The sequence below is a fragment of the Pseudomonas sp. FW305-20 genome (genome assembly GCF_058788075.1).
The window spans coordinates 17,342-35,879 of record NZ_JBYTAJ010000040.1; the positions used below are offsets into that span (position 1 = coordinate 17,342).

14 protein-coding genes and 1 pseudogene are annotated in these 18,538 nt (G+C 58.9%); 4 read left to right on the forward strand and 11 right to left on the reverse strand.

Annotation, left to right across the window (positions count from 1 at the left end):
• Positions 1-115: 115 nt before the first annotated feature.
• Entirely contained in the window at positions 116-1,303 is a 1,188-nt protein-coding gene (gene nhaA / locus AC3WP4_RS25075) for a Na+/H+ antiporter NhaA (protein WP_102616298.1), read from the reverse strand.
• 239 nt (positions 1,304-1,542) lie between these two features.
• Here nhaA and AC3WP4_RS25080 point away from each other — a divergent pair, with 239 nt between their 5' ends.
• Positions 1,543-2,637 (forward strand): PLP-dependent cysteine synthase family protein, encoded by a 1,095-nt coding sequence (locus AC3WP4_RS25080; protein ID WP_074874138.1) that lies wholly within the window; start codon positions 1,543-1,545, stop codon positions 2,635-2,637.
• Positions 2,638-2,752: 115 nt separating this feature from the next.
• Here AC3WP4_RS25080 and AC3WP4_RS25085 read toward each other — a convergent pair whose 3' ends face one another.
• The 3 genes from AC3WP4_RS25085 to AC3WP4_RS25095 all read right to left on the reverse strand — a co-directional run bounded on the left by AC3WP4_RS25085 (position 2,753) and on the right by AC3WP4_RS25095 (position 5,827).
• Positions 2,753-4,366, reverse strand: a complete 1,614-nt coding sequence (locus AC3WP4_RS25085) for an NAD(P)/FAD-dependent oxidoreductase (RefSeq protein ID WP_074874140.1) — start codon at positions 4,364-4,366, stop codon at positions 2,753-2,755.
• 95 nt (positions 4,367-4,461) lie between these two features.
• A complete protein-coding gene (locus tag AC3WP4_RS25090; protein WP_102616299.1) occupies positions 4,462-5,115 on the reverse strand; it encodes a COG3650 family protein in 654 nt (217 codons plus the stop codon).
• A gap of 112 nt (positions 5,116-5,227) precedes the next feature.
• Positions 5,228-5,827: a short chain dehydrogenase gene (locus tag AC3WP4_RS25095; protein WP_102616300.1), complete on the reverse strand. Its 600-nt coding sequence runs from the start codon at positions 5,825-5,827 to the stop codon at positions 5,228-5,230.
• A gap of 104 nt (positions 5,828-5,931) precedes the next feature.
• On the opposite strand from AC3WP4_RS25095, the pseudogene AC3WP4_RS25100 reads away from it, so the two are divergent.
• Positions 5,932-6,842, forward strand: a pseudogene (locus AC3WP4_RS25100) (LysR family transcriptional regulator).
• Between the two features lie 176 nt (positions 6,843-7,018).
• On the opposite strand, the gene AC3WP4_RS25105 reads toward AC3WP4_RS25100, so the two are convergent.
• The 5 genes from AC3WP4_RS25105 to AC3WP4_RS25125 all read right to left on the reverse strand — a co-directional run bounded on the left by AC3WP4_RS25105 (position 7,019) and on the right by AC3WP4_RS25125 (position 12,021).
• Positions 7,019-7,720 carry an ABC transporter ATP-binding protein gene (locus AC3WP4_RS25105; RefSeq protein WP_074874148.1) on the reverse strand — a complete coding sequence of 234 codons (702 nt, stop codon included), beginning with the start codon at positions 7,718-7,720 and terminating at the stop codon, positions 7,019-7,021.
• Entirely contained in the window at positions 7,721-8,488 is a 768-nt protein-coding gene (gene livG, locus AC3WP4_RS25110; RefSeq protein ID WP_046046222.1) for a high-affinity branched-chain amino acid ABC transporter ATP-binding protein LivG, read from the reverse strand. It lies immediately after the preceding gene.
• Positions 8,485-9,741 carry a high-affinity branched-chain amino acid ABC transporter permease LivM gene (locus AC3WP4_RS25115; protein ID WP_074874150.1) on the reverse strand — a complete coding sequence of 419 codons (1,257 nt, stop codon included), beginning with the start codon at positions 9,739-9,741 and terminating at the stop codon, positions 8,485-8,487. Before AC3WP4_RS25115 ends, livG begins: the two co-directional genes overlap by 4 nt.
• The gene (gene livH / locus AC3WP4_RS25120) at positions 9,738-10,661 is read right to left on the reverse strand and encodes a high-affinity branched-chain amino acid ABC transporter permease LivH (protein ID WP_074874152.1); all 924 of its coding nucleotides are present in this window, start codon (positions 10,659-10,661) and stop codon (positions 9,738-9,740) included. The genes AC3WP4_RS25115 and livH overlap by 4 nt, the downstream gene beginning before the upstream one ends.
• 232 nt (positions 10,662-10,893) lie before the next feature.
• Complete coding sequence (locus AC3WP4_RS25125) at positions 10,894-12,021, reverse strand: branched-chain amino acid ABC transporter substrate-binding protein (protein WP_074874154.1); 1,128 nt, start codon at positions 12,019-12,021, stop codon at positions 10,894-10,896.
• Positions 12,022-12,359: 338 nt separating this feature from the next.
• On the opposite strand from AC3WP4_RS25125, the gene AC3WP4_RS25130 reads away from it, so the two are divergent.
• On the forward strand, positions 12,360-12,665 hold the full coding sequence (locus AC3WP4_RS25130; RefSeq protein ID WP_102616301.1) for a DUF2288 domain-containing protein: 306 nt from the start codon (positions 12,360-12,362) through the stop codon (positions 12,663-12,665).
• Positions 12,666-12,956: 291 nt separating this feature from the next.
• Here the strand turns inward: AC3WP4_RS25130 and AC3WP4_RS25135 are convergent, their stop codons facing one another.
• On the reverse strand, positions 12,957-15,152 hold the full coding sequence (locus tag AC3WP4_RS25135) for a hypothetical protein (protein WP_074874160.1): 2,196 nt from the start codon (positions 15,150-15,152) through the stop codon (positions 12,957-12,959).
• 195 nt (positions 15,153-15,347) lie between these two features.
• On the opposite strand from AC3WP4_RS25135, the gene AC3WP4_RS25140 reads away from it, so the two are divergent.
• The gene (locus tag AC3WP4_RS25140) at positions 15,348-16,244 is read left to right on the forward strand and encodes an NAD(P)-dependent oxidoreductase (RefSeq protein ID WP_102616302.1); all 897 of its coding nucleotides are present in this window, start codon (positions 15,348-15,350) and stop codon (positions 16,242-16,244) included.
• Here the strand turns inward: AC3WP4_RS25140 and AC3WP4_RS25145 are convergent.
• Complete coding sequence (locus AC3WP4_RS25145; RefSeq protein ID WP_102616303.1) at positions 16,135-18,417, reverse strand: putative bifunctional diguanylate cyclase/phosphodiesterase; 2,283 nt, start codon at positions 18,415-18,417, stop codon at positions 16,135-16,137. The genes AC3WP4_RS25140 and AC3WP4_RS25145 overlap by 110 nt on opposite strands.
• Between the last annotated feature and the right edge of the window lie 121 nt (positions 18,418-18,538).

Sequence of the window (18,538 nt, forward strand, 5' to 3'; positions counted from 1 at the left end):
TCCTTGCGTTCGTACGTCGACAACCCCCAAAAAAGGGGCTGTGCGACGTTAACGAACGAGGCTGATCGTGGCTGTAGGACGAGTCTCGAATGACTCTAGGAGTTGTCTCTGTTTATCAGGATTGCAGCGCGGCGCTCTTGCGACTTGCCGCTGCCGTCACCGCATAACCAATCAATGCCGCCAGTATCGAACCGGTCAAAATCCCCATCCGGTCCATCCCTGCGTATTCACTGGCACCCGGCACAAACGCCAGGGAGCCGACAAACAGGCTCATGGTGAAGCCGATGCCGCAGAGGATTGCCACACCCAATACCTGGCCCCAGTTAGCGCCTTGGGGCAGGGCGGCGATGCCGATTTTCACCGCCAGCCAGGTCAGGCCGAAGACGCCGAGGGTCTTGCCCAGCAGCAAACCGACCGCGATGCCCATCGGCACCTGGTGGGTGAAGCTTTCGACGGTCACGCCACTCAGGGACAGGCCGGCGTTGGCGAAGGCGAACAGCGGCAGGATGCCGTAGGCCACCCATGGATGGAGGGCGTGTTCGAGGGTCAGCAGCGGAGAAGGTTCGGCGTTTTTCGTGCGCAGGGGGATGCAGAAAGCCAGGGTCACACCGGCCAGTGTCGCGTGGACACCGCTCTTGAGTACGCAAACCCAAAGGATCAGGCCGATGATCATGTACGGCCCGAGCTTGACCACTCCGAGCCGGTTCATTGCGATCAGTGCCACGATGCACGTCGCGGCCAGAGACAGCGAAAGGGTCGAGAGCGTGCCCGAGTAGAAGATCGCAATGACGATGATTGCGCCGAGGTCGTCAATGATCGCCAACGTCATCAGGAAAAGCTTAAGCGACACCGGTACCCGCTTACCCAGCAGGGCCAGTACACCGAGGGCGAAGGCAATATCGGTGGCCATCGGGATGGCCCAGCCACCAAGGGCTGTCGGGTCATCTCGGTTCAGAAACCAGTAGAGCAGCGCCGGCACCACCATGCCGCCAATCGCCGCTGCGCCGGGCAGGACGATTTGCGACGGTTTCGACAGTTGACCGTCAAGGACTTCGCGCTTCACTTCCAGGCCGATCAGCAGGAAGAACAGGGCCATCAGGCCGTCGTTGATCCACAACAGCGCCGGTTTGGCGATTTGCAACGCGCCTATTTGCGCCACGACCGGAGTGTCGAGAAAACTGCTGTAAAGCCACGACAGCGGGGAATTGTTGATGATCAAGGCCAGGGCCGCAGCGGCGATCAATAACAGTCCGCTGGCAGCTTCCAACTGGAAGAAACGCGTGAAAGTGCTACGCAGAGGCAAGGTCGCTCTCCATCGATGAATTCAAAAGGTGGCACACCCTAACCCGTACCGTTAGTTGTTAAAACAAAAGTTATATTCTTTTTTGTTATATGCCGTTACAACGTGAACGATCAGCAGGGACCTGAGCCTAGCAGTTGCCGGGCGTATTGAACGTCAGCTGTACCTGTGCGCGCTGTAGGTTTTTTCCTAAGCTTGTTAGCTGAGCCTTGCAACAAGGCCGACTCAACGAGAAAACCACCATGAGCGACAATCGACAGTGGGCCCGCGAAGCCATCCGGATCATCGAGGCCGACTTCCAGCGTAGCGCCGACACTCACCTGATCCCCTTGCCGCTGCCGGGTTTTCCGGGCATCGAGTTGTATTTCAAGGATGAGTCCAGCCATCCCACCGGCAGCCTGAAGCACCGGTTGGCGCGCTCGCTGTTTCTGTATGCGCTGTGTAATGGCTGGCTCAAACCCGGAGCACCGGTGATTGAAGCGTCCAGCGGTTCGACGGCGATTTCCGAGGCGTACTTCGCCAGTTTGCTGGGCTTGCCATTTATTGCGGTGATGCCGGCGAGCACCTCCAAAGAGAAGATTGCGCAGATCGCTTTCTACGGTGGCAAGAGTCATTTGGTCGACGACCCGACGCAGATCTATGCCGAATCCGAACGCCTGGCCCGCGAACATGATGGGCATTTCATCGACCAGTTCACCTATGCCGAGCGCGCTACTGACTGGCGGGCGAACAACAACATCGCCGAGTCGATCTTCCAGCAAATGCGCTTCGAACTGCACCCCGAGCCGAGCTGGCTGATCTCCAGCCCCGGCACCGGCGGCACCACCGCGACGCTGGGCCGGTACGTGCGTTACCGCCAGCATTGCACTCGCGTGCTCTGCGCCGATGCCGAACGTTCGGTGTTCTTCGATTACTACCAGACCGGCGACGCCAGTCTGCGCCTGGATTGTGGTTCGCGGATTGAAGGCATTGGCCGGCCTCGGGTAGAAGCGTCGTTCCTGCCCAAGGTAATTGATGCGATGGTCAAGGTGCCGGACGCGTTGTCCCTGGCGGCCATGCATTACCTGGCGCAGCGTTTGGGACGTCGAGTCGGCGGGTCGAGCGGGACCAATTTGATCGGCGCGTTGATGGCAGCCCAGCAGATGGCGGCGGCGGGGGAGTCGGGGTCGATCGTGGCGATTTTGTGTGATGGCGGCGAGCGCTATGCCACCACTTATTACGATCAGGCCTGGCTCAAGGCCCAGGGGTATGAGTTGAGCGGTTTGATGGATGCGGTGGCGGGGAGTGTTGAGCGCGGCGAGCCGCTGCCGGCCAGCGTGCTGCGCGCCAATATCTGACAGGCTGAAACCAATGTGGGAGCAAGCCTGCTCGCGATAGCGGTAGATCAGTCAACATCTCTATTGAATGTTATGCCGCCATCGCGAGCAGGCTCGCTCCCTCAGAGGATTTGGGTCAGGCCTCGAGGCCGAGGATGTCGCGGGCCACGGCTTCTGCAATCCGAATCCCGTCGACGCCCGCCGACAGAATCCCGCCCGCATAACCCGCGCCTTCACCCGCCGGGAACAAGCCTTTCACGTTCAGGCTCTGCATCGACTCGTCACGGGTAATCCGCAGCGGCGACGACGTACGGGTCTCGATCCCGGTCAACACCGCGTCGTGCAGCGAGTAACCGCGAATCTGCTTCTCGAACGCCGGCAAGGCTTCGCGAATGGCTTCGATGGCGAACGCCGGCAAGGCCAACGCCAGATCACCCAAGGCAACGCCTGGTTTGTAGGACGGTTCAACGCTGCCCAGTTCGGTGGAAGGCTTGCCGGCAATGAAGTCGCCGACCAGTTGCGCCGGCGCTTCGTAGTTGCTGCCGCCCAGCACAAAGGCGTGGGATTCCAGGCGTTCCTGCAACTCGATACCCGCCAGCGGGCCGCCCGGGTAATCGACTTCCGGGGTGATCCCGACGACGATCCCGGAGTTGGCGTTGCGCTCGTTACGCGAGTATTGGCTCATGCCGTTGGTGACCACGCGGCCCGGCTCGGACGTCGCCGCCACCACGGTGCCGCCCGGGCACATGCAGAAGCTGTAGACCGAACGGCCGTTGCTGGCGTGGTGCACCAGTTTGTAGTCCGCAGCGCCGAGTTTCGGGTGCCCGGCGTATTTGCCCAAGCGGGCGCGGTCGATCAGCGATTGCGGATGCTCGATGCGGAAACCTACCGAAAACGGCTTGGCTTCCATGAACACGCCACGGCCATGCAGCATGCGGAAGGTATCGCGGGCACTGTGGCCGAGGGCCAGGATCACGTGTTTCGAGTGGATCTGCTCGCCGCCATTGAGCTCGACGCCGACCAGTTGGCCGTCCTCGATCAAGACGTCGGTAACGCGCTGCTGGAAGCGCACTTCGCCGCCCAACGCGCGAATTTGCTCACGCATGTTTTCCACAACACCGGTCAGACGGAACGTACCAATGTGCGGTTTGCTGACGTAGAGGATTTCTTCCGGCGCGCCTGCTTTTACGAACTCGTGCAGGACCTTGCGACCGATGAATTTCGGGTCCTTGATCTGGCTGTAAAGCTTGCCGTCAGAGAACGTCCCCGCACCACCTTCGCCGAATTGCACGTTGGATTCCGGGTTAAGCACGCTTTTACGCCACAGACCCCAAGTGTCCTTGGTGCGCTGACGCACTTCGGTGCCGCGCTCGAGGATGATCGGCTTGAAGCCCATTTGCGCCAGCAGCAGCCCGGCGAAAATCCCGCACGGACCGAAGCCCACGACGACGGGACGTTGCTCAAGATCAGCCGGCGCCTGGCCGACCACTTTGTAGCTGACATCCGGCGCCACGTTGACGTTACGGTCATCGGCGAACGTGTGCAGCACCGTTGCCTCATCGCGAACGTTGAGGTCGATGGTGTAGATGAAGCACAGTTCGGAGGACTTTTTGCGCGCATCGTAGCTGCGCTTGAACAAGGTGAAATCGAGCAGGTCATCACTGGTGATGCCCAGGCGCTGCACGATGGCAGGGCGCAGGTCTTCTTCGGGATGGTCGATCGGCAGCTTGAGTTCGGTGATTCGTAACATGACAGGATCCGGTTCGCGGGGCGCACAACTGCGCCAAGGCGTTTGAAGCCCGCGATTATAAGCCTCAAAGAATGATTCCCGTGAGGCTAAAACGATCAGTCGTTACGCGATCCGCCGAAATACCCGCAACCACGCTGAACCTGGCCGTCGACGCGCAGTTCGGCGCTCATGTGCTGGACGCTGCCGGTGGTGCTGTCGACGCAACGTTGCGGCGCGACCCACAATTCGATGTGCTGGTTATTGGCTTCGGTACTGAGGTTGAAGCGGCCATCGCCCAATTGTTCTTCAACGTAGGGCACGGCCAATGGCGGCTGACCGGCGCGCTCGATGACCATGCCTTTGCCGCTGACTTTCACGTTCCACTCAGGCCCATGGCCGGCGGCGCGCAGGATAAGCAATTTGAAATTCGGATCGTTGCACGCGGTGCCCGAGCGCTCGACGCGGTACAGCTGCGCAAGATCGAGGCGACTATCGACGACCTGTCCGCGTACGTCAGCAAACAGCTTGCCCTGGTCATCGGCCAGTGTCGCGGCCTCTTGCAGGACGCTGGTGCCGCCGGTGTCGTTGACCACATAACTGCGCTGTTCGTTGCACGGCTGGAACAGCAGCTTGCCGTCGGCCGCCAGCAACTGGCCCTGCATGCGGGTCTGGCCCACGTGGGAGGCACTCTCACGCGGGCCGTCGAGCAACTGGCAAGCGGCGAACAACGGAAGCAGGGCAACAAGGACTAAGGAACGGGCAACGCGCATCTTTGAGTCTCCAGACAAGTGCCGCCACGTTACTCAGCCTGACCGTTCATCACAACCCCGCTACTTTTGAATTCGATTCGCTCATCACTTGTAGGAGCACGGTTGTGGCGGTTTAGCCCACGTGAAAGGTCTGGCCTGTTTGCAGGCCTTCCACACTTTTGGCGTAGGCCAATGCCACATCGGCCGCCAGAACCGGTTTGTAACCACGGAAATACGGCGCGTATTTGCCCATGGCTTCGACCAGTACGTTCGGGCTCACCGAATTGACGCGCAGGCCGCGAGGCAGTTCGATCGCAGCGGCGCGGACGAAGCTGTCCAGGGCGCCATTGACCAGCGCTGCCGAGGCGCCGCTGCGAATCGGGTCGTGGCTGAGCACGCCGGTGGTGAAGGTGAACGAGGCACCGTCATTGGCATACTCGCGGCCAATCAACAGCAGATTGACCTGGCCCATCAACTTGTCTTTCAGGCCCAGCGCGAAGCTTTCTTCGGTCATTTCACCGAGGGAGGCGAAGGTCACGTTGCCGGCGGCGCAGATCAGAGCATCGAATTTGCCGGTTTGCTCGAACAGTTTGCGAATCGAAGCGCTGTCGCTGATATCCACATGGAAATCACCGCTGTTGCGGCCGATGCGGATGATCTTGTGACGCTCGGACAGCTCCTTGTCGACCGCCGAACCGATGGTGCCGCCTGCGCCTATCAAAAGAATTTTCATGCTGCTGTTCCTGAGTGGATTGAAAGAGGCTTCAGTCTAGAGTGGTTTTTTCCATCGATAAGCGCGCTAATAGGCAACCTTTGGTTTTCAAATGGAAACAATCCATGAGCGAAATGGATGATCTGGCGGCGTTCGCGATATTGATTGAAGCAGGGAGTTTCACCTTGGCGGCGCAGCAGTTGGGGTGCAGCAAAGGTCAGTTGTCCAAGCGCATCAGCCAACTGGAATCGCGGTTTTCAGTGGTGCTGCTGCAACGCACCACCCGCCGTTTGAGCCTGACCGCTGCCGGGGCGGCGCTGTTGCCGCAAGCCCAGGCGCTCGTCGTCCAGGTCGAGAGGGCGCGTCAGGCATTGGCGCGGCTGAAGGACGACATGGCCGGGCCGGTACGTATGACGGTTCCGGTATCGCTGGGGGAAACCTTCTTCGATGGCTTGTTACTGGAGTTTTCTGGCAAGTACCCCGAGGTGCAGATCGAGCTGGACCTGAGCAACAACTACCGCGATTTGACTCGCGACGGGTTTGATCTGGCGGTTCGTTCCGAGGTGGGTAATGACGAGCGCCTGGTGGCCCGACCACTATTGGCCTGGCACGAAATGACCTGCGCCAGCCCGGCTTATCTTGAACAATACGGCGAACCGATGACACCGCAGGCACTCGCTGACCATCGCTGTCTGCTCAACAGTCACTACAGCGGTCGCGAAGAGTGGCTTTATCACCAGCAACATGAATTGTTGCGGGTGCGCGTGTCGGGACCGTTCGCCAGCAACCATTACAGCCTGCTGAAAAAAGCCGCACTGGCCAGCGCCGGCATTGCGCGGTTGCCGTCCTACCTGCTGCAAGCGAATTGGCTGACGGCCGTTTGCGCTGGCTCCTTCGTGACTATCAGACCCGCCGCATGCCGATGTACCTGGTGCATCCGTATCAGGGCGGTTTGCCAAAGCGTACGCAGGTGTTGGCGGACTATTTGATTGACTGGTTCAAGCGCAGCGGTGAAGCGCTGGATCGACTGCGCTAGTCGATGATCGGTCCCACGCTCTGCGTGGGAATGCAGCCCGGGACGCTCCGCGTCCCAAGCGGACGCAGAGCGTCCAGTGAGGCATTCCCACGCAGAGCGTGGGAACGATCGGTCATCGTCGGTGAATGTAAAAACGAAAAACGGCCCGAAGGCCGTTTTTTGTTTACCGCAAAGACTCAACCACCCAGGTACGCTTCGCGCACTTTCGGATCAGTCAGTAGTGCTTCCCCAGTGCCTGTCATCACCACCCGGCCGTTCTCCAGAACGTACGCACGGTCGGCGATTTTCAGCGCCTGGTTGGCGTTCTGTTCCACCAAAAACACCGTCACGCCATCCTTGCGCAGCTGTTCGATGATGTCGAAGATCTGCTGGATGATGATCGGCGCCAGGCCCAGTGAAGGTTCGTCGAGCAGCAACAGCTTGGGTTTGCTCATCAGCGCACGGCCGATGGCGAGCATTTGCTGTTCGCCGCCGGACATGGTGCCGCCGCGTTGGGCGAAGCGTTCTTTCAGGCGTGGGAAAAGTTCGAGGACTTTGTCCATCTGTTCCTGGTAGTCGCCCTTGTCGGTGAAGAACCCGCCCATGGCGAGGTTTTCTTCCACGGTCAGACGGGCAAACACCCGGCGACCTTCCGGCACGACAGCGATGCTCTTGCGCATGATCTGCGAGGAACTCTGACCGACCAATTCCTCACCCATGTAGCGGATGCTGCCGCTGTGGGCTTGCGGCGAACCGCAGAGCGTCATCAGCAGGGTCGACTTGCCGGCACCGTTGGCGCCGATCAGGGTCACGATCTCGCCCTGGCGGACTTCGACGTTGACGCTGTGCAGGGCCTGGATCTTGCCGTAGAAGGTGGAAACGTTTTCGAATTGCAGCATTTACGCTTCCCCCAGGTAGGCTTTGATCACTTCGGGATTGTCGCGGATCTGTTCCGGCGTGCCGTCGGCCAGAGGCGTGCCCTGGTTGATCACGACGATGTGGTCGGAAATGCTCATGACCAGTTTCATGTCGTGTTCGATCAGCAGCACGGTGACGTTGTGCTCTTCACGCAACATGCTGATCAGCGCCTTCAGGTCTTCGGTTTCCTTCGGGTTCAGGCCGGCGGCCGGTTCGTCGAGCATGAGGATCCGCGGGCGGGTCATCATGCAGCGAGCGATTTCCAGACGCCGTTGCTGACCGTAGGCCAGGGTGCCGGCCGGACGGTTGGCGAATGCCTTGAGGTTGACCTTGTCCAGCCAGAACTCGGCGAACTCCATGGCCTCGCGTTCGCTCTTGCGGAACGCCGGGGTCTTGAACAGACCGGCCAGGAAGTTGGTGTTCAGGTGACGGTGCTGGGCGATCAAGAGGTTCTCGACCGCGGTCATGTCCTTGAACAACCGCACGTTCTGGAAAGTCCGCACCACGCCTTTGAGGGCGATCTTGTGGCCGGGCAGGCCCTGGATCGGCTCGCCGTCCAGCAGGATGCTGCCGCCACTTGGCTGGTAGAAACCGGTCAGGCAGTTGAACACGGTGGTCTTGCCGGCGCCGTTGGGGCCGATCAGTGCCACCACCTGTTTTTCCTTCACGCTCAAGGCTACGCCGTTGACCGCCAGCAAGCCGCCGAAGCGCATGCTCAGATTTTCGACTTTAAGGATCTCGCGGCTCATTTGCGCAGCTCCATGTGAGGACGTTGCATGGGCAGCAGGCCTTGAGGACGCCAGATCATCATCAGCACCATCAAGGCGCCGAACATCAACATGCGGTACTCACTGAACTCACGCATCATTTCAGGCAACAGGATCATCACCACGGCAGCCAGGATCACGCCCAGTTGCGAGCCCATGCCACCCAATACCACGATGGCGAGAATGATCGCCGACTCGATGAAGGTGAAGGACTCCGGCGTCACCAGGCCCTGACGCGCAGCGAAGAAGCTGCCGGCAAAACCGGCGAAGCTGGCGCCCAGGGTGAAGGCCGACAGCTTGATGACAGTAGGATTGAGACCCAATGCACGGCAGGCGATTTCGTCTTCACGCAGCGCTTCCCACGCGCGGCCCAGCGGCATGCGCAGCAGGCGGTTGATGACGAACAGCGCAGCCAGTGCCAGGAACAATGCAACCAGGTAAAGGAAAATCACCTTGTTGATCGAGTTGTAGGCCAGGCCGAAGTATTCGTGGAAGGTCTGCATGCCCTCAGCGGCTTTACGTTCGAAGGTCAAGCCGAAGAACGTCGGTTTCTCGATGTTGCTGATGCCGTTCGGGCCACCGGTGAGTCCCGTCAGGTTACGCAGGAACAGTCGGATGATTTCACCGAAGCCCAGGGTCACGATCGCCAGGTAGTCACCACGCAAACGCAGGACCGGGAAACCCAGCAGGAAGCCGAAGGTGGCCGCCATCAGGCCGGCGATCGGCAGGCAGATCCAGAAGCTCAAGCCGTAGTAATGCGACAGCAACGCATAACTGTAGGCACCGACGGCATAGAAGCCGACATACCCGAGGTCAAGCAGACCGGCCAGGCCGACCACGATGTTCAGGCCCAGGCCCAGCATCACGTAGATCAGCACCAGGGTGGCGATATCCACCGCCCCGCGAGAGCCGAAGAACGGCCACACCAGTGCGCCGGCGATCAACGCAATGATGATCCAGCGCTGGGTGGTCGGCAGGGTCAGGAAGTTGCTGGCCTTGGCCGGAATCAGCGGCATGCTTGGCGAAGACCGCCAGGCCGAGCTGATCTGTTGGTCGAAGAGCACCCGCAGGAACATCAGCACCGAGCACACGGCGATGGTGATCAGGATTGCATCGCTGGTGCCATGGACTTCGAGGTTGATGCCGACGATGGTCAGTTTCAGACCGAGTACCGGGTAGGCAACCGCCCACACCAGCAAGGCGCTGAACAACGCCTGTTTAAGATTCCTAGTCATACTTTCTCAACCTCCGGACGGCCCAACAGGCCGGTTGGCCGGAACAACAACACCAGAACCAATAGGCCGAACGCCACGACGTCCTTGTACTGGTCGCCGAAGATATCGGCACCAAAGGCTTCCGCCACCCCCAGCACGATCCCGCCGAGCATGGCGCCGGGGATGCTGCCGATACCGCCCAGTACCGCTGCGGTGAAGGCCTTGAGGCCAACGAGGAAACCGGCGTTCGGGTTGATCACGCCATATTGCATGCTCAGCAACACCGCCGCGATGGCGGCCAGTGCGGCACCGATGACGAAGGTCAGGGCGATGATGTTGTTGGTGTTGATACCCAAGAGGTTGGCCATCTTGATGTCTTCGGCACAGGCGCGGCAGGCGCGACCCAGGCGAGAGCGGGAGATGAACAGCGTCAGGCCGAGCATGGCGACCAGGGTCACCACGAACACCACGATTTGCATGTAGGAAATCAGCACTTCATGTGCGCCACCTGGCCCGATGGAGAAGTTGCCGGGGATCAGGTTGGGGATGGATTTGTCCTTGGAGTCTTGCGCCAGCAGAACCGTGTTCTGCAGGAAGATCGACATGCCGATGGCGGAAATCAGCGGGATCAGACGGTTGCTGCCGCGCAGGGGGCGGTAGGCGATCCGTTCGATGCTGTAACCGTAGGCACTGGTCACGACAATGGTCGCGAGGAAAGCGGCGGTCATCAACAGTGGAACACTGTCGAGTCCCAGCATGGCCAGCCCGGCGATGGCGATAAACGCCACGTAGGAGCCGATCATGTACACCTCGCCGTGGGCGAAGTTGATCATTCCAATGATGCCGTAAACCATCGTATAGCCGATGGCGATCAGGGCATACGTGCTGCCAATGGTCAGACCATTAACCAGCTGTTGGAAGAAGTGATAGATGTCAGGCATTACAGCGCTCCTAAAAACCTGATACGCATTTCACTGGTGGAGTCATTTTCCCGCTCGAGCCCCGTGGATCTGCATCCACTTCGAACGCGAGGTTTGCCAGCGAACCGCTGATGACGGTTTTGAGATTTTCAGGTGGGGAGACTGGCGGATCACGCCAGCGCGGCCCAATACGTTCGTAAAACAAAGCCCACGGCACGCCGTGGGCTTTGTTGGCAGTCAGTCAGGCAATGCCTTACTGAGGCTTGGCTTCAGTTTTAGGTTTGCCGAAGTGCCACTCGTAAACCACAAATTTGAAGTCTTTCAGGTCGCCCTTATCGTCGAAGCTCAGGTCGCCAGTCGGCGTCTTGAAGGTGCCTGCGTGGATGGCTTCAGCCACTTTGGCAGTGTCTTCGCTCTTGGCTGCCTTGATACCGTCGGCAATCACGGTCACCGCCGAGTAGGACGGGAACACGAACGGACCGCTCGGGTCTTCTTTCTTGGCTTTGAACGCGTCAGCCAGGGCGATGTTGGCCGGATCCTGGTCGAAGGATTTCGGCAGGGTCACCAGCAAACCTTCGGAAGCGTCTTTGGCGATCTGCGAAATGGAGTCGTTACCCACGCCTTCCGGACCCATGAACTTGGCTTTCAGGCCTTTTTCCTGGGCTTGACGCAGGATCAGGCCCAGCTCCGGGTGGTAGCCGCCGTAGTAGACGAAGTCGACGTTGGCCTGCTTGAGCTTGGAGATCATCGAAGAGAAGTCTTTGTCGCCGGCGTTGATGCCTTCGAACACGGCAACCTTGACGTTTTTGCCTTCCAGGGTTTTCTTCACGGCGGTGGCGATGCCTTCACCGTATTGCTGTTTGTCGTGCAGGACAGCAACGATTTTCGGTTTTACGAAGTCGGCAATGTAGTTACCGGCGGCAGGGCCCTGGGCGCTGTCCAGACCGATGGTGCGGAACACCATTTTGTAACCACGGGAAGTGATGTCCGGGCTGGTGGCAGCCGGGGTAATCATGATCACGCCTTCGTCTTCGTAAATGTCCGAAGCCGGTTGAGTGGAGCTGGAGCACAGGTGACCGACCACGAACTTGACGCCGTCGTTGACGACTTTGTTCGCGACCGCTACCGCTTGTTTTGGATCACAGGCGTCATCGTATTCCACGGCTTCGAGTTTCTTGCCGTCTACGCCGCCTTTGGCGTTGATCTGTTCGATGGCCATTTTGGCGCCACTGAACTGCATGTCGCCGTATTGGGCTACAGGGCCGGTTTTAGGGCCGGCGATGCCGATCTTGATGGTGTCAGCTGCGAACGAATGGCTGGCAACCCCGGCCAGAACCATAGCGGCAAACAGTTTGGAAATCTGCTTAGTAGCCTTAGTCATAGTGCTCCACTCTTACTGTTGTAGTTTTTATAGTCCTGGCGCCGTAGCAGCAGAACCGGGTCAGATATCTTCGATATCCTCCGGAAAATGCCCCCGGCAACTGTACCGGTACAGTGTAGAGCGCCAATTGTTAGCCTGGGAAGCTGGCGCCAGGGGGCAAAACCAGAGGGTGTCGCTTTATTGAAAGAAAAAGACAGAATGGCGGCGGGGGTTATAGCTGAAATATCAGCAATCCTTGGCTTTCCTGCTGTTTTCAATCGGTAACTCAATTGCAGCCGGGTTTTTCTGCCAGAGCACCAACGTTATGATTACGTCGATTTCTTTTCCGGACAGGACCCATGACTCAAGAACCTAGCACCCTCTATGCCAAGCTGCTTGGTGAAACCGCATCTATTACCTGGAAGGAGCTGGAGCCGTTCTTCGCCAGGGGTGCCCTATTGTGGGTCGACCCCGGTCTGGATTTGATTGCTGCAGCGGAGGCAGTCGCGACCGACGAAGGCCAGAAAGTGGCTGCCTGGCTGGCCGCCGACAAGGTCGCCAAGCTGTCTGAAACGCGGGCGCTGGATCTTTTTGAACGTGATCCGGAGCTGTGGGCAGTGGTCGTTTCGCCGTGGATCCTGATCCAGGAAAGGGCGACGAACTGAGGATTTGCACTCCATTGGTGCGCGACTTTGTCGGGCAAAAGTGTGTAGCCGAGTAGCGTGATGGCATGTTGCCGTAGAGAAAGGCCACAGGCGGGCCAGCATCACGGTGACGTAAACGTAACGGGAACAGTTTATCGAGCAGCCGATTGGTTGCTTAATTGTTTCTGGATGTGATCGTTCCCACGCTCTGCGTGGGAATGCAGCCCGGGACGCTCTGCGTTCCAAAGCGGACGCAGAGCGTCCATTGAGGCATTCCCACGCAGAGCGTGGGAACGATCGACAGTAGGTGAGTTAAGCCGTCTTGCCAGTATGGTTATTCAGCGAAATAACCTTGGTCTTGCCAATCCGGTGACGATAAATTTCGCGCAAGTACTTGATCGACTTCTTCACGCAGTCCCGGGACAGACGAATGTCATTGATCGAGACGAACTTGTCTTTGTCGTTGATCAGCTCGCGGTACTTCTTCTCGTACATCGGTTTGATCGCGTACCAGTTGGTGTCGAGAATCTTCGCCGGGTTCTCGAACTCATTGAGCAGCTCGTCGATCCGGTCTTCGTCGAACTCTTCATTAATGATGAAGTCGAGGATCGAGTTATCCAGCGTCTCGTCAAAGCGGTACGGGTTTTTCGCGAAGCAACGTTTGATGAAGGCCACGATCAGCGTCAGGAAGTCGTCCGACAGGCACGGGCTCTTGGCGATCAACGTGGTCAGCGACAGGTTGGCCGAGGCGCCGATGACCAATGCATAGCGCTTGAGCGTGGTGTTCGGGAACAGGCTGTTGAGGTGGGTCTTCAACCGGTTCAGGTCCATGTAGGACAGCTTGTAGTCTTTTGGCAGCGAAACAATCGAGACCACCGAAGAGCAGTTCTTGAAGAAGTGCAGGTCGTGCAACGCGGCCGCGTCATAGCCCGAATTCTTGTACTGCTCCAGCGAGGCGCGATAGCGCTTGGATTCGATTGGCAACAAGCTGATGCCTTCGATCGCCTGGGTCACTTTGTTGAAGTGCGGCAAGTCGATGGAGCGGAAGAACAGGTCGTCGATGTTCAGGCGCTGCGGTTCTTTCTCGAACACCTTGAACTTGTCGTTGCTCGGCGGCGGAGTTTCCGGCACCACGGACTCGGCGTAGGCAATGGCTACAGGGCCGGCCAGGCTCATGAACAGGTCGTTGGCGTCGAGGCGAATGGTTTCGCCAATGTCGATGCCGGCCCGACGGAAATAGTTCTGGTCGTAGTCGGTAGTAACCGCCTGCGCCGTCAGAATGTTGAAGATCTGCTGTGAGATGTATTGATTTGCGTGTTTTTCCATCGCGTTGACGTCGATGTTCTGAATGTTGCCGTCATCGCTTTCTTCGGCATAACGCATGATGTCGTTGGAGATCAACATCATCGCGTTCCATGGGCGGATACGGCCCATGACACTGGCTTCGCTGCTGTCTTCGTTGGCGAAGTTGTAGGAGAAGTCCCATTCTTCCGACAGGTATTTGCACAGCAGGCGACCGGCGTTGATGTGCAGCGCCTCGGACATTTCGCTGCGGTGATCGGAAATATTGGGCAGTACGCAAATGCCGCTGGTGAAGATCGGCTCGAAGACGAAGGAGTGGCCGCTCTTGCTGTCGTGCTCGTCCATCGGCTTGGTGTCGAACGTCTTGTTCATGTACGAGTGCTGCTGGGCCAGGCCGAACTCCGAGGCCATGCCCGAACCGGTACCGCCACCGGCACTGAAGATCGAGAAGTACAGGCGCGACTGGTTGGCCTTGATCCCGCAGCTGTCGATCAGGTACGAGTGGATCATCTTCCAGTCAGGGCTGGAGAAACGCTGGGTGTCCTTGTTCAGGATGATCTTGGCCAGGTACTGACCGAGGATCGGCGCATTACCGGCGCCACCGGCGTGGACTTCCGACAAGTCCATGATCTTCATTTTGCTGTAGTCGCGCAGGAAACCGCTTTTTTCGCCCTTGCGCGAGAAACGGATGCGGCCGGCGATGTCCTTGTCCAGGTCGCCGAGCATCACCAGCGGTTCGACCAGGAACACCGGTTTGCTGGCCTTGTTCGATCCCAGGCGCAGGTTGTTACGAATCCACTGCGCCGGGCTGTAGCCTTTTTCGGCGAAGCGTTTGTCCGGGGACAGGCGATCTTCGTTGTTGAATTCGTTGAGGTAGAACTTGCGGGCGTTGTACACCAGTTCCGCCACGTCCAGCGCGATGTTCGAACCACAGCGACCGAGGCCGATCAGGCACACCGACGGGAATTCCTGATCGCTGTGATGTTCGCTGTCGCCTTCCAGATGCGGCGGGCGCGGGAACACCATGTCGCGCAGACCATCGAGATTATCGAGGATGCGGTCGGTATTGGTTTCGGTGAAGTACAGGTATTGCTGAGTCGCCAACGGGCGCGATGGCGTCAATGGCTTTGACGGTGCGGGGCTGTTTGCCGCCGGGCTCAGCGTCAGATCGGATATCGCAGCGGCCGGATTGTTTTTAGAAGTCATTGTGCGCCATGTGCCTGGACTGGTTGGTTGGGCGACAAGCTGTCGTCGAACCATCACGGATGGGGTCTCGCGTTTTTTCAGCGCGTATTTGGCCCAAGCATCAGGGCCTTGGCCTGAGCATCGCTCGGGGGAATCCTTTCCTAAGTCATGATGAATCGGCCAATATTCGATGATCTTTAATCAAAAGGAGGCCAAATGATGGCAACGTTACCTTCGCTCGGGTTTGCCGGGGTCGGCTTGATGGGGTTGCCGATGTGTCAGCGCCTTCTGGCAGCGGGTTATCCATTGACCGTGTGGAATCGCAATCCAGCCAAGTGCGCGCCACTGGTCGAGGCCGGTGCACGACAGGTCGCCACGCCGGCAGAACTGTGTCAGCACGCCGACGTGGTGATGTTGTGCCTGGCGGACACGTCGGTGGTTCGTGAGGTGGTGTTTGGCGCGGCAGGGATTGCGCAAGGTGCGAAAAGCGGTCAATTGCTGGTGGATTTTTCCAGCCTGGAACCTGCCGCGACGCGGGAAATGGCGACAGCGCTGGTCGGCCAAACCGGCATGAGCTGGCTGGATGCACCCGTGTCCGGCGGAGTGGTCGGTGCCGAGGCCGGCAGCCTGGCGATCATGGTGGGCGGTGAAACGGCGGACCTTGAGCGCGTCAGGCCTGTGCTGTCGAGCCTTGGCCAGCGCGTGACCCACATGGGCGCCGTCGGAGCGGGGCAGGTGACCAAGGCGTGCAATCAGATGATCGTCGCCTGCAACGCGCTGGTGATTGCTGAAGTCGTGGCGTTGGCCGAACGTTCCGGGGTTCGGGCCGGTCTGATCGCCGAAGCTCTGGCAGGCGGATTTGCCGATTCAAAGCCCTTGCAAATCCTCGGTCCGCAAATGGCCGAAAGCCGTTTCGAACCGGTGAAGTGGCATGTGCGCACGCTGCTCAAGGACCTCGATACCGCGGTGAAGTTTTCCCGGGAGCAAGGCTCGGCCACGCCGATCAGTGGATTGGCCGCACAATTGATGCGACTGCATGGGGGCCAGGGATTCCTGGAAAAAGATCCGTCGACGCTTGTGCAGTTGTACCGCGAGCCAGACTCAAAGGGCTGACCGTGTGCGAGTGCTTGCGCTGGTTGATTTCGCTCAGTACGTGACGCAACTGCGCCAGCGGTACCGGGCGGCTGAGCAGGTAGCCCTGCACGAAATCGCAGCCGTTACGTTCCAGGAACTCGTATTGCTCAAGGGTTTCGACGCCTTCGGTCACCACCTGCAAATGCAGCGTGTGGGCCATGACGAGGATCGCTTGCACGATTTCCATGTCCTGGGTGGCCTTGGGAATGTCCTGGATGAACGAGCGGTCGATCTTCAGCGTATTGAGTGGCAGCCGTTTGAGATAGGCCAGTGATGAATAACCGGTGCCGAAGTCATCAATCGACAGCGACACGCCGAGGGCACGAATCTGGCGTAGCAATACGAGCGTATTGGCGATGTTGCCCATCAGCGCATTTTCCGTCACTTCCAGTTCCAGCCGCTGCGGCGCCACTCCGGAGACCCGCAGAGCGTGCTCGATTTCATTGGCCAACTCTTCGCGCGCCAGGTTCAGGGGCGAGCAATTCACGGCGATGTGGAGTGCTTCGCAGCCCTGAAGCGACAACTCGCCCAGATCCTCACAGGCCTTGCGCAGGACCCAGTTGTCCAGTTCGGCGATCAGGCCGTTGGCCTCGGCGATGGCAATGAACCGGTCCGGCGTCAGCAGTCCGTGAACCGGATGTTGCCAGCGGATCAGCGCTTCAAGCTTGCTGACCTGAGCATTTTTCAGGTCGTAGATCGGTTGGTAATAGAGCATCAGGCCGGTGTTTTCGCGCAGGGCGTGGCGCAGCTCTTCTTCCAGTTGCAGTTCCAGCGTCGCGCGGGTCTTCAGGTTTTCGCTGAAGAAATTCAGGCCATTGCGCCCGCTGTCCTTGGACTGATACAGCGCCAGGTCCGCGTTTTTCAGCAACTCTTCGCAAGTCTTGCCATCTTCCGGAAACACGCTGATGCCGATACTGGTGGTCATGACCATGCGCCGTCCGGACAGCTCGATGGGTTCCTTCATTTTCGCCATGATGCGCTGGGCCATGTGCCGTGCTTCTTCACGATCATGCAGGCCGATGAGGATGCAAAACTCGTCGCCTCCGAAGCGCGCGACTACATCATCGTGGCTGCGCACTGAAACCTTTATGTGGTTCGCCAGGACTTTGAGCAATTCGTCCCCGGCGTCATGGCCCAGGCTGTCATTGATTCGCTTGAAGTGGTCGATGTCCAGAAACATGACCGCCAGCATGCCGCCTTCATTGGTTTTCTCCATGAGCTTCTCGGCGAAGATCTGGTTGAAACCACGGCGGTTGATCAGGTTGGTCAGGGCGTCATAGTGCGCCACCTGTTGTAACGACATCCGCGCCTGGTCCAGTTGACTGAGCAGGGCGTTGACCCGTTGCAGATCGCGCTCCTTGTTTTGCAGCTTCTTGTCCGCCAGTGCCGCGCTGATGCTGCTGCCGATGATCAGCAGCGTCATGACCGCCACCGTCAGACCCAGTTGCAGATGATTGTTTGCGCCGGGCAGCGGCTGGAGGCTGTCGGCGGGCAGCACCAGATTGAAGGCGGCCATGGCGGTGACGTGCATGCTGATGATGCCTGCGCCGAGCACCAGGCTGGCGCTGTATTTGAGCAGTTGATGGAACAGTCCGGTGCTGTCGCGCAGATGACTTGATATCAGCAGGGCTGCAAGGCTGGCACCGATGGCGAACACAATGGAGAGGGCGAACAGCGTGGGTTGGTAATAGGCCATCGCACTCGAACGCATGGCAGTCATGCCCACGTAATGCATGGTGGCGATGCCCAGGCCAATGCAGATCGAAGCCTGGAGGTATTGCCAAAAACTCAGGCGCGGGTGACTGAGAGCGTGTATCGCCAGCCATGAGGCGAGCAGAGCGATCAACAGGGAAAGGAGAGTGATGGGTAATTCATATTGAATGTCGATTGGCGCCTGAAACGCCAGCATGCCGATAAAGTGCATGGCCCAGGTCCCGCCCGCCAGGCAACCGGCGCCGACCCAGCGCCAGAGCCGCTGCGAGGCGGGTTTTTCCGCGTGACCGACCCGTTCGGCCATGTTTAATGTGGCAAAACTGCCGACACAGGCGACCAGATAGGCCAGCAGTACCAGAATAGGGTCAAGTGTGCCGTTGAGTATTACCTGGCCGCTCGCCGTCAGCTCGGTGATGAAATGCAAGCCAAGCCACTCCATAGCATGCCCCGTCGTTGTCATCCTGGCTTACGCCATGAACGCTGGCGAATGCTTTGGAGTATAGAAGGCATGTTTAGAGTGCAAACGATAGTGGCAAATTGGCCCTAACCATTTTGGAATG

What these genes read in the sequence shown, in the direction of transcription:
- AC3WP4_RS25080 (WP_074874138.1), top strand. Translation starts at nt 1,543, where the DNA reads ATGAGCGACAATCGACAGTGGGCCCGCGAAGCCATCCGGATCATCGAG.
- AC3WP4_RS25130 (WP_102616301.1), top strand. Translation starts at nt 12,360, where the DNA reads ATGACTCAAGAACCTAGCACCCTCTATGCCAAGCTGCTTGGTGAAACC.
- AC3WP4_RS25145 (WP_102616303.1), bottom strand. Translation starts at nt 18,417, where the DNA reads ATGGAGTGGCTTGGCTTGCATTTCATCACCGAGCTGACGGCGAGCGGC.
- AC3WP4_RS25125 (WP_074874154.1), bottom strand. Translation starts at nt 12,021, where the DNA reads ATGACTAAGGCTACTAAGCAGATTTCCAAACTGTTTGCCGCTATGGTT.
- AC3WP4_RS25095 (WP_102616300.1), bottom strand. Translation starts at nt 5,827, where the DNA reads ATGAAAATTCTTTTGATAGGCGCAGGCGGCACCATCGGTTCGGCGGTC.
- AC3WP4_RS25140 (WP_102616302.1), top strand. Translation starts at nt 15,348, where the DNA reads ATGATGGCAACGTTACCTTCGCTCGGGTTTGCCGGGGTCGGCTTGATG.
- AC3WP4_RS25105 (WP_074874148.1), bottom strand. Translation starts at nt 7,720, where the DNA reads ATGCTGCAATTCGAAAACGTTTCCACCTTCTACGGCAAGATCCAGGCC.
- AC3WP4_RS25085 (WP_074874140.1), bottom strand. Translation starts at nt 4,366, where the DNA reads ATGTTACGAATCACCGAACTCAAGCTGCCGATCGACCATCCCGAAGAA.
- livG (WP_046046222.1), bottom strand. Translation starts at nt 8,488, where the DNA reads ATGAGCCGCGAGATCCTTAAAGTCGAAAATCTGAGCATGCGCTTCGGC.
- AC3WP4_RS25115 (WP_074874150.1), bottom strand. Translation starts at nt 9,741, where the DNA reads ATGACTAGGAATCTTAAACAGGCGTTGTTCAGCGCCTTGCTGGTGTGG.
- livH (WP_074874152.1), bottom strand. Translation starts at nt 10,661, where the DNA reads ATGCCTGACATCTATCACTTCTTCCAACAGCTGGTTAATGGTCTGACC.
- AC3WP4_RS25090 (WP_102616299.1), bottom strand. Translation starts at nt 5,115, where the DNA reads ATGCGCGTTGCCCGTTCCTTAGTCCTTGTTGCCCTGCTTCCGTTGTTC.
- AC3WP4_RS25135 (WP_074874160.1), bottom strand. Translation starts at nt 15,152, where the DNA reads ATGACTTCTAAAAACAATCCGGCCGCTGCGATATCCGATCTGACGCTG.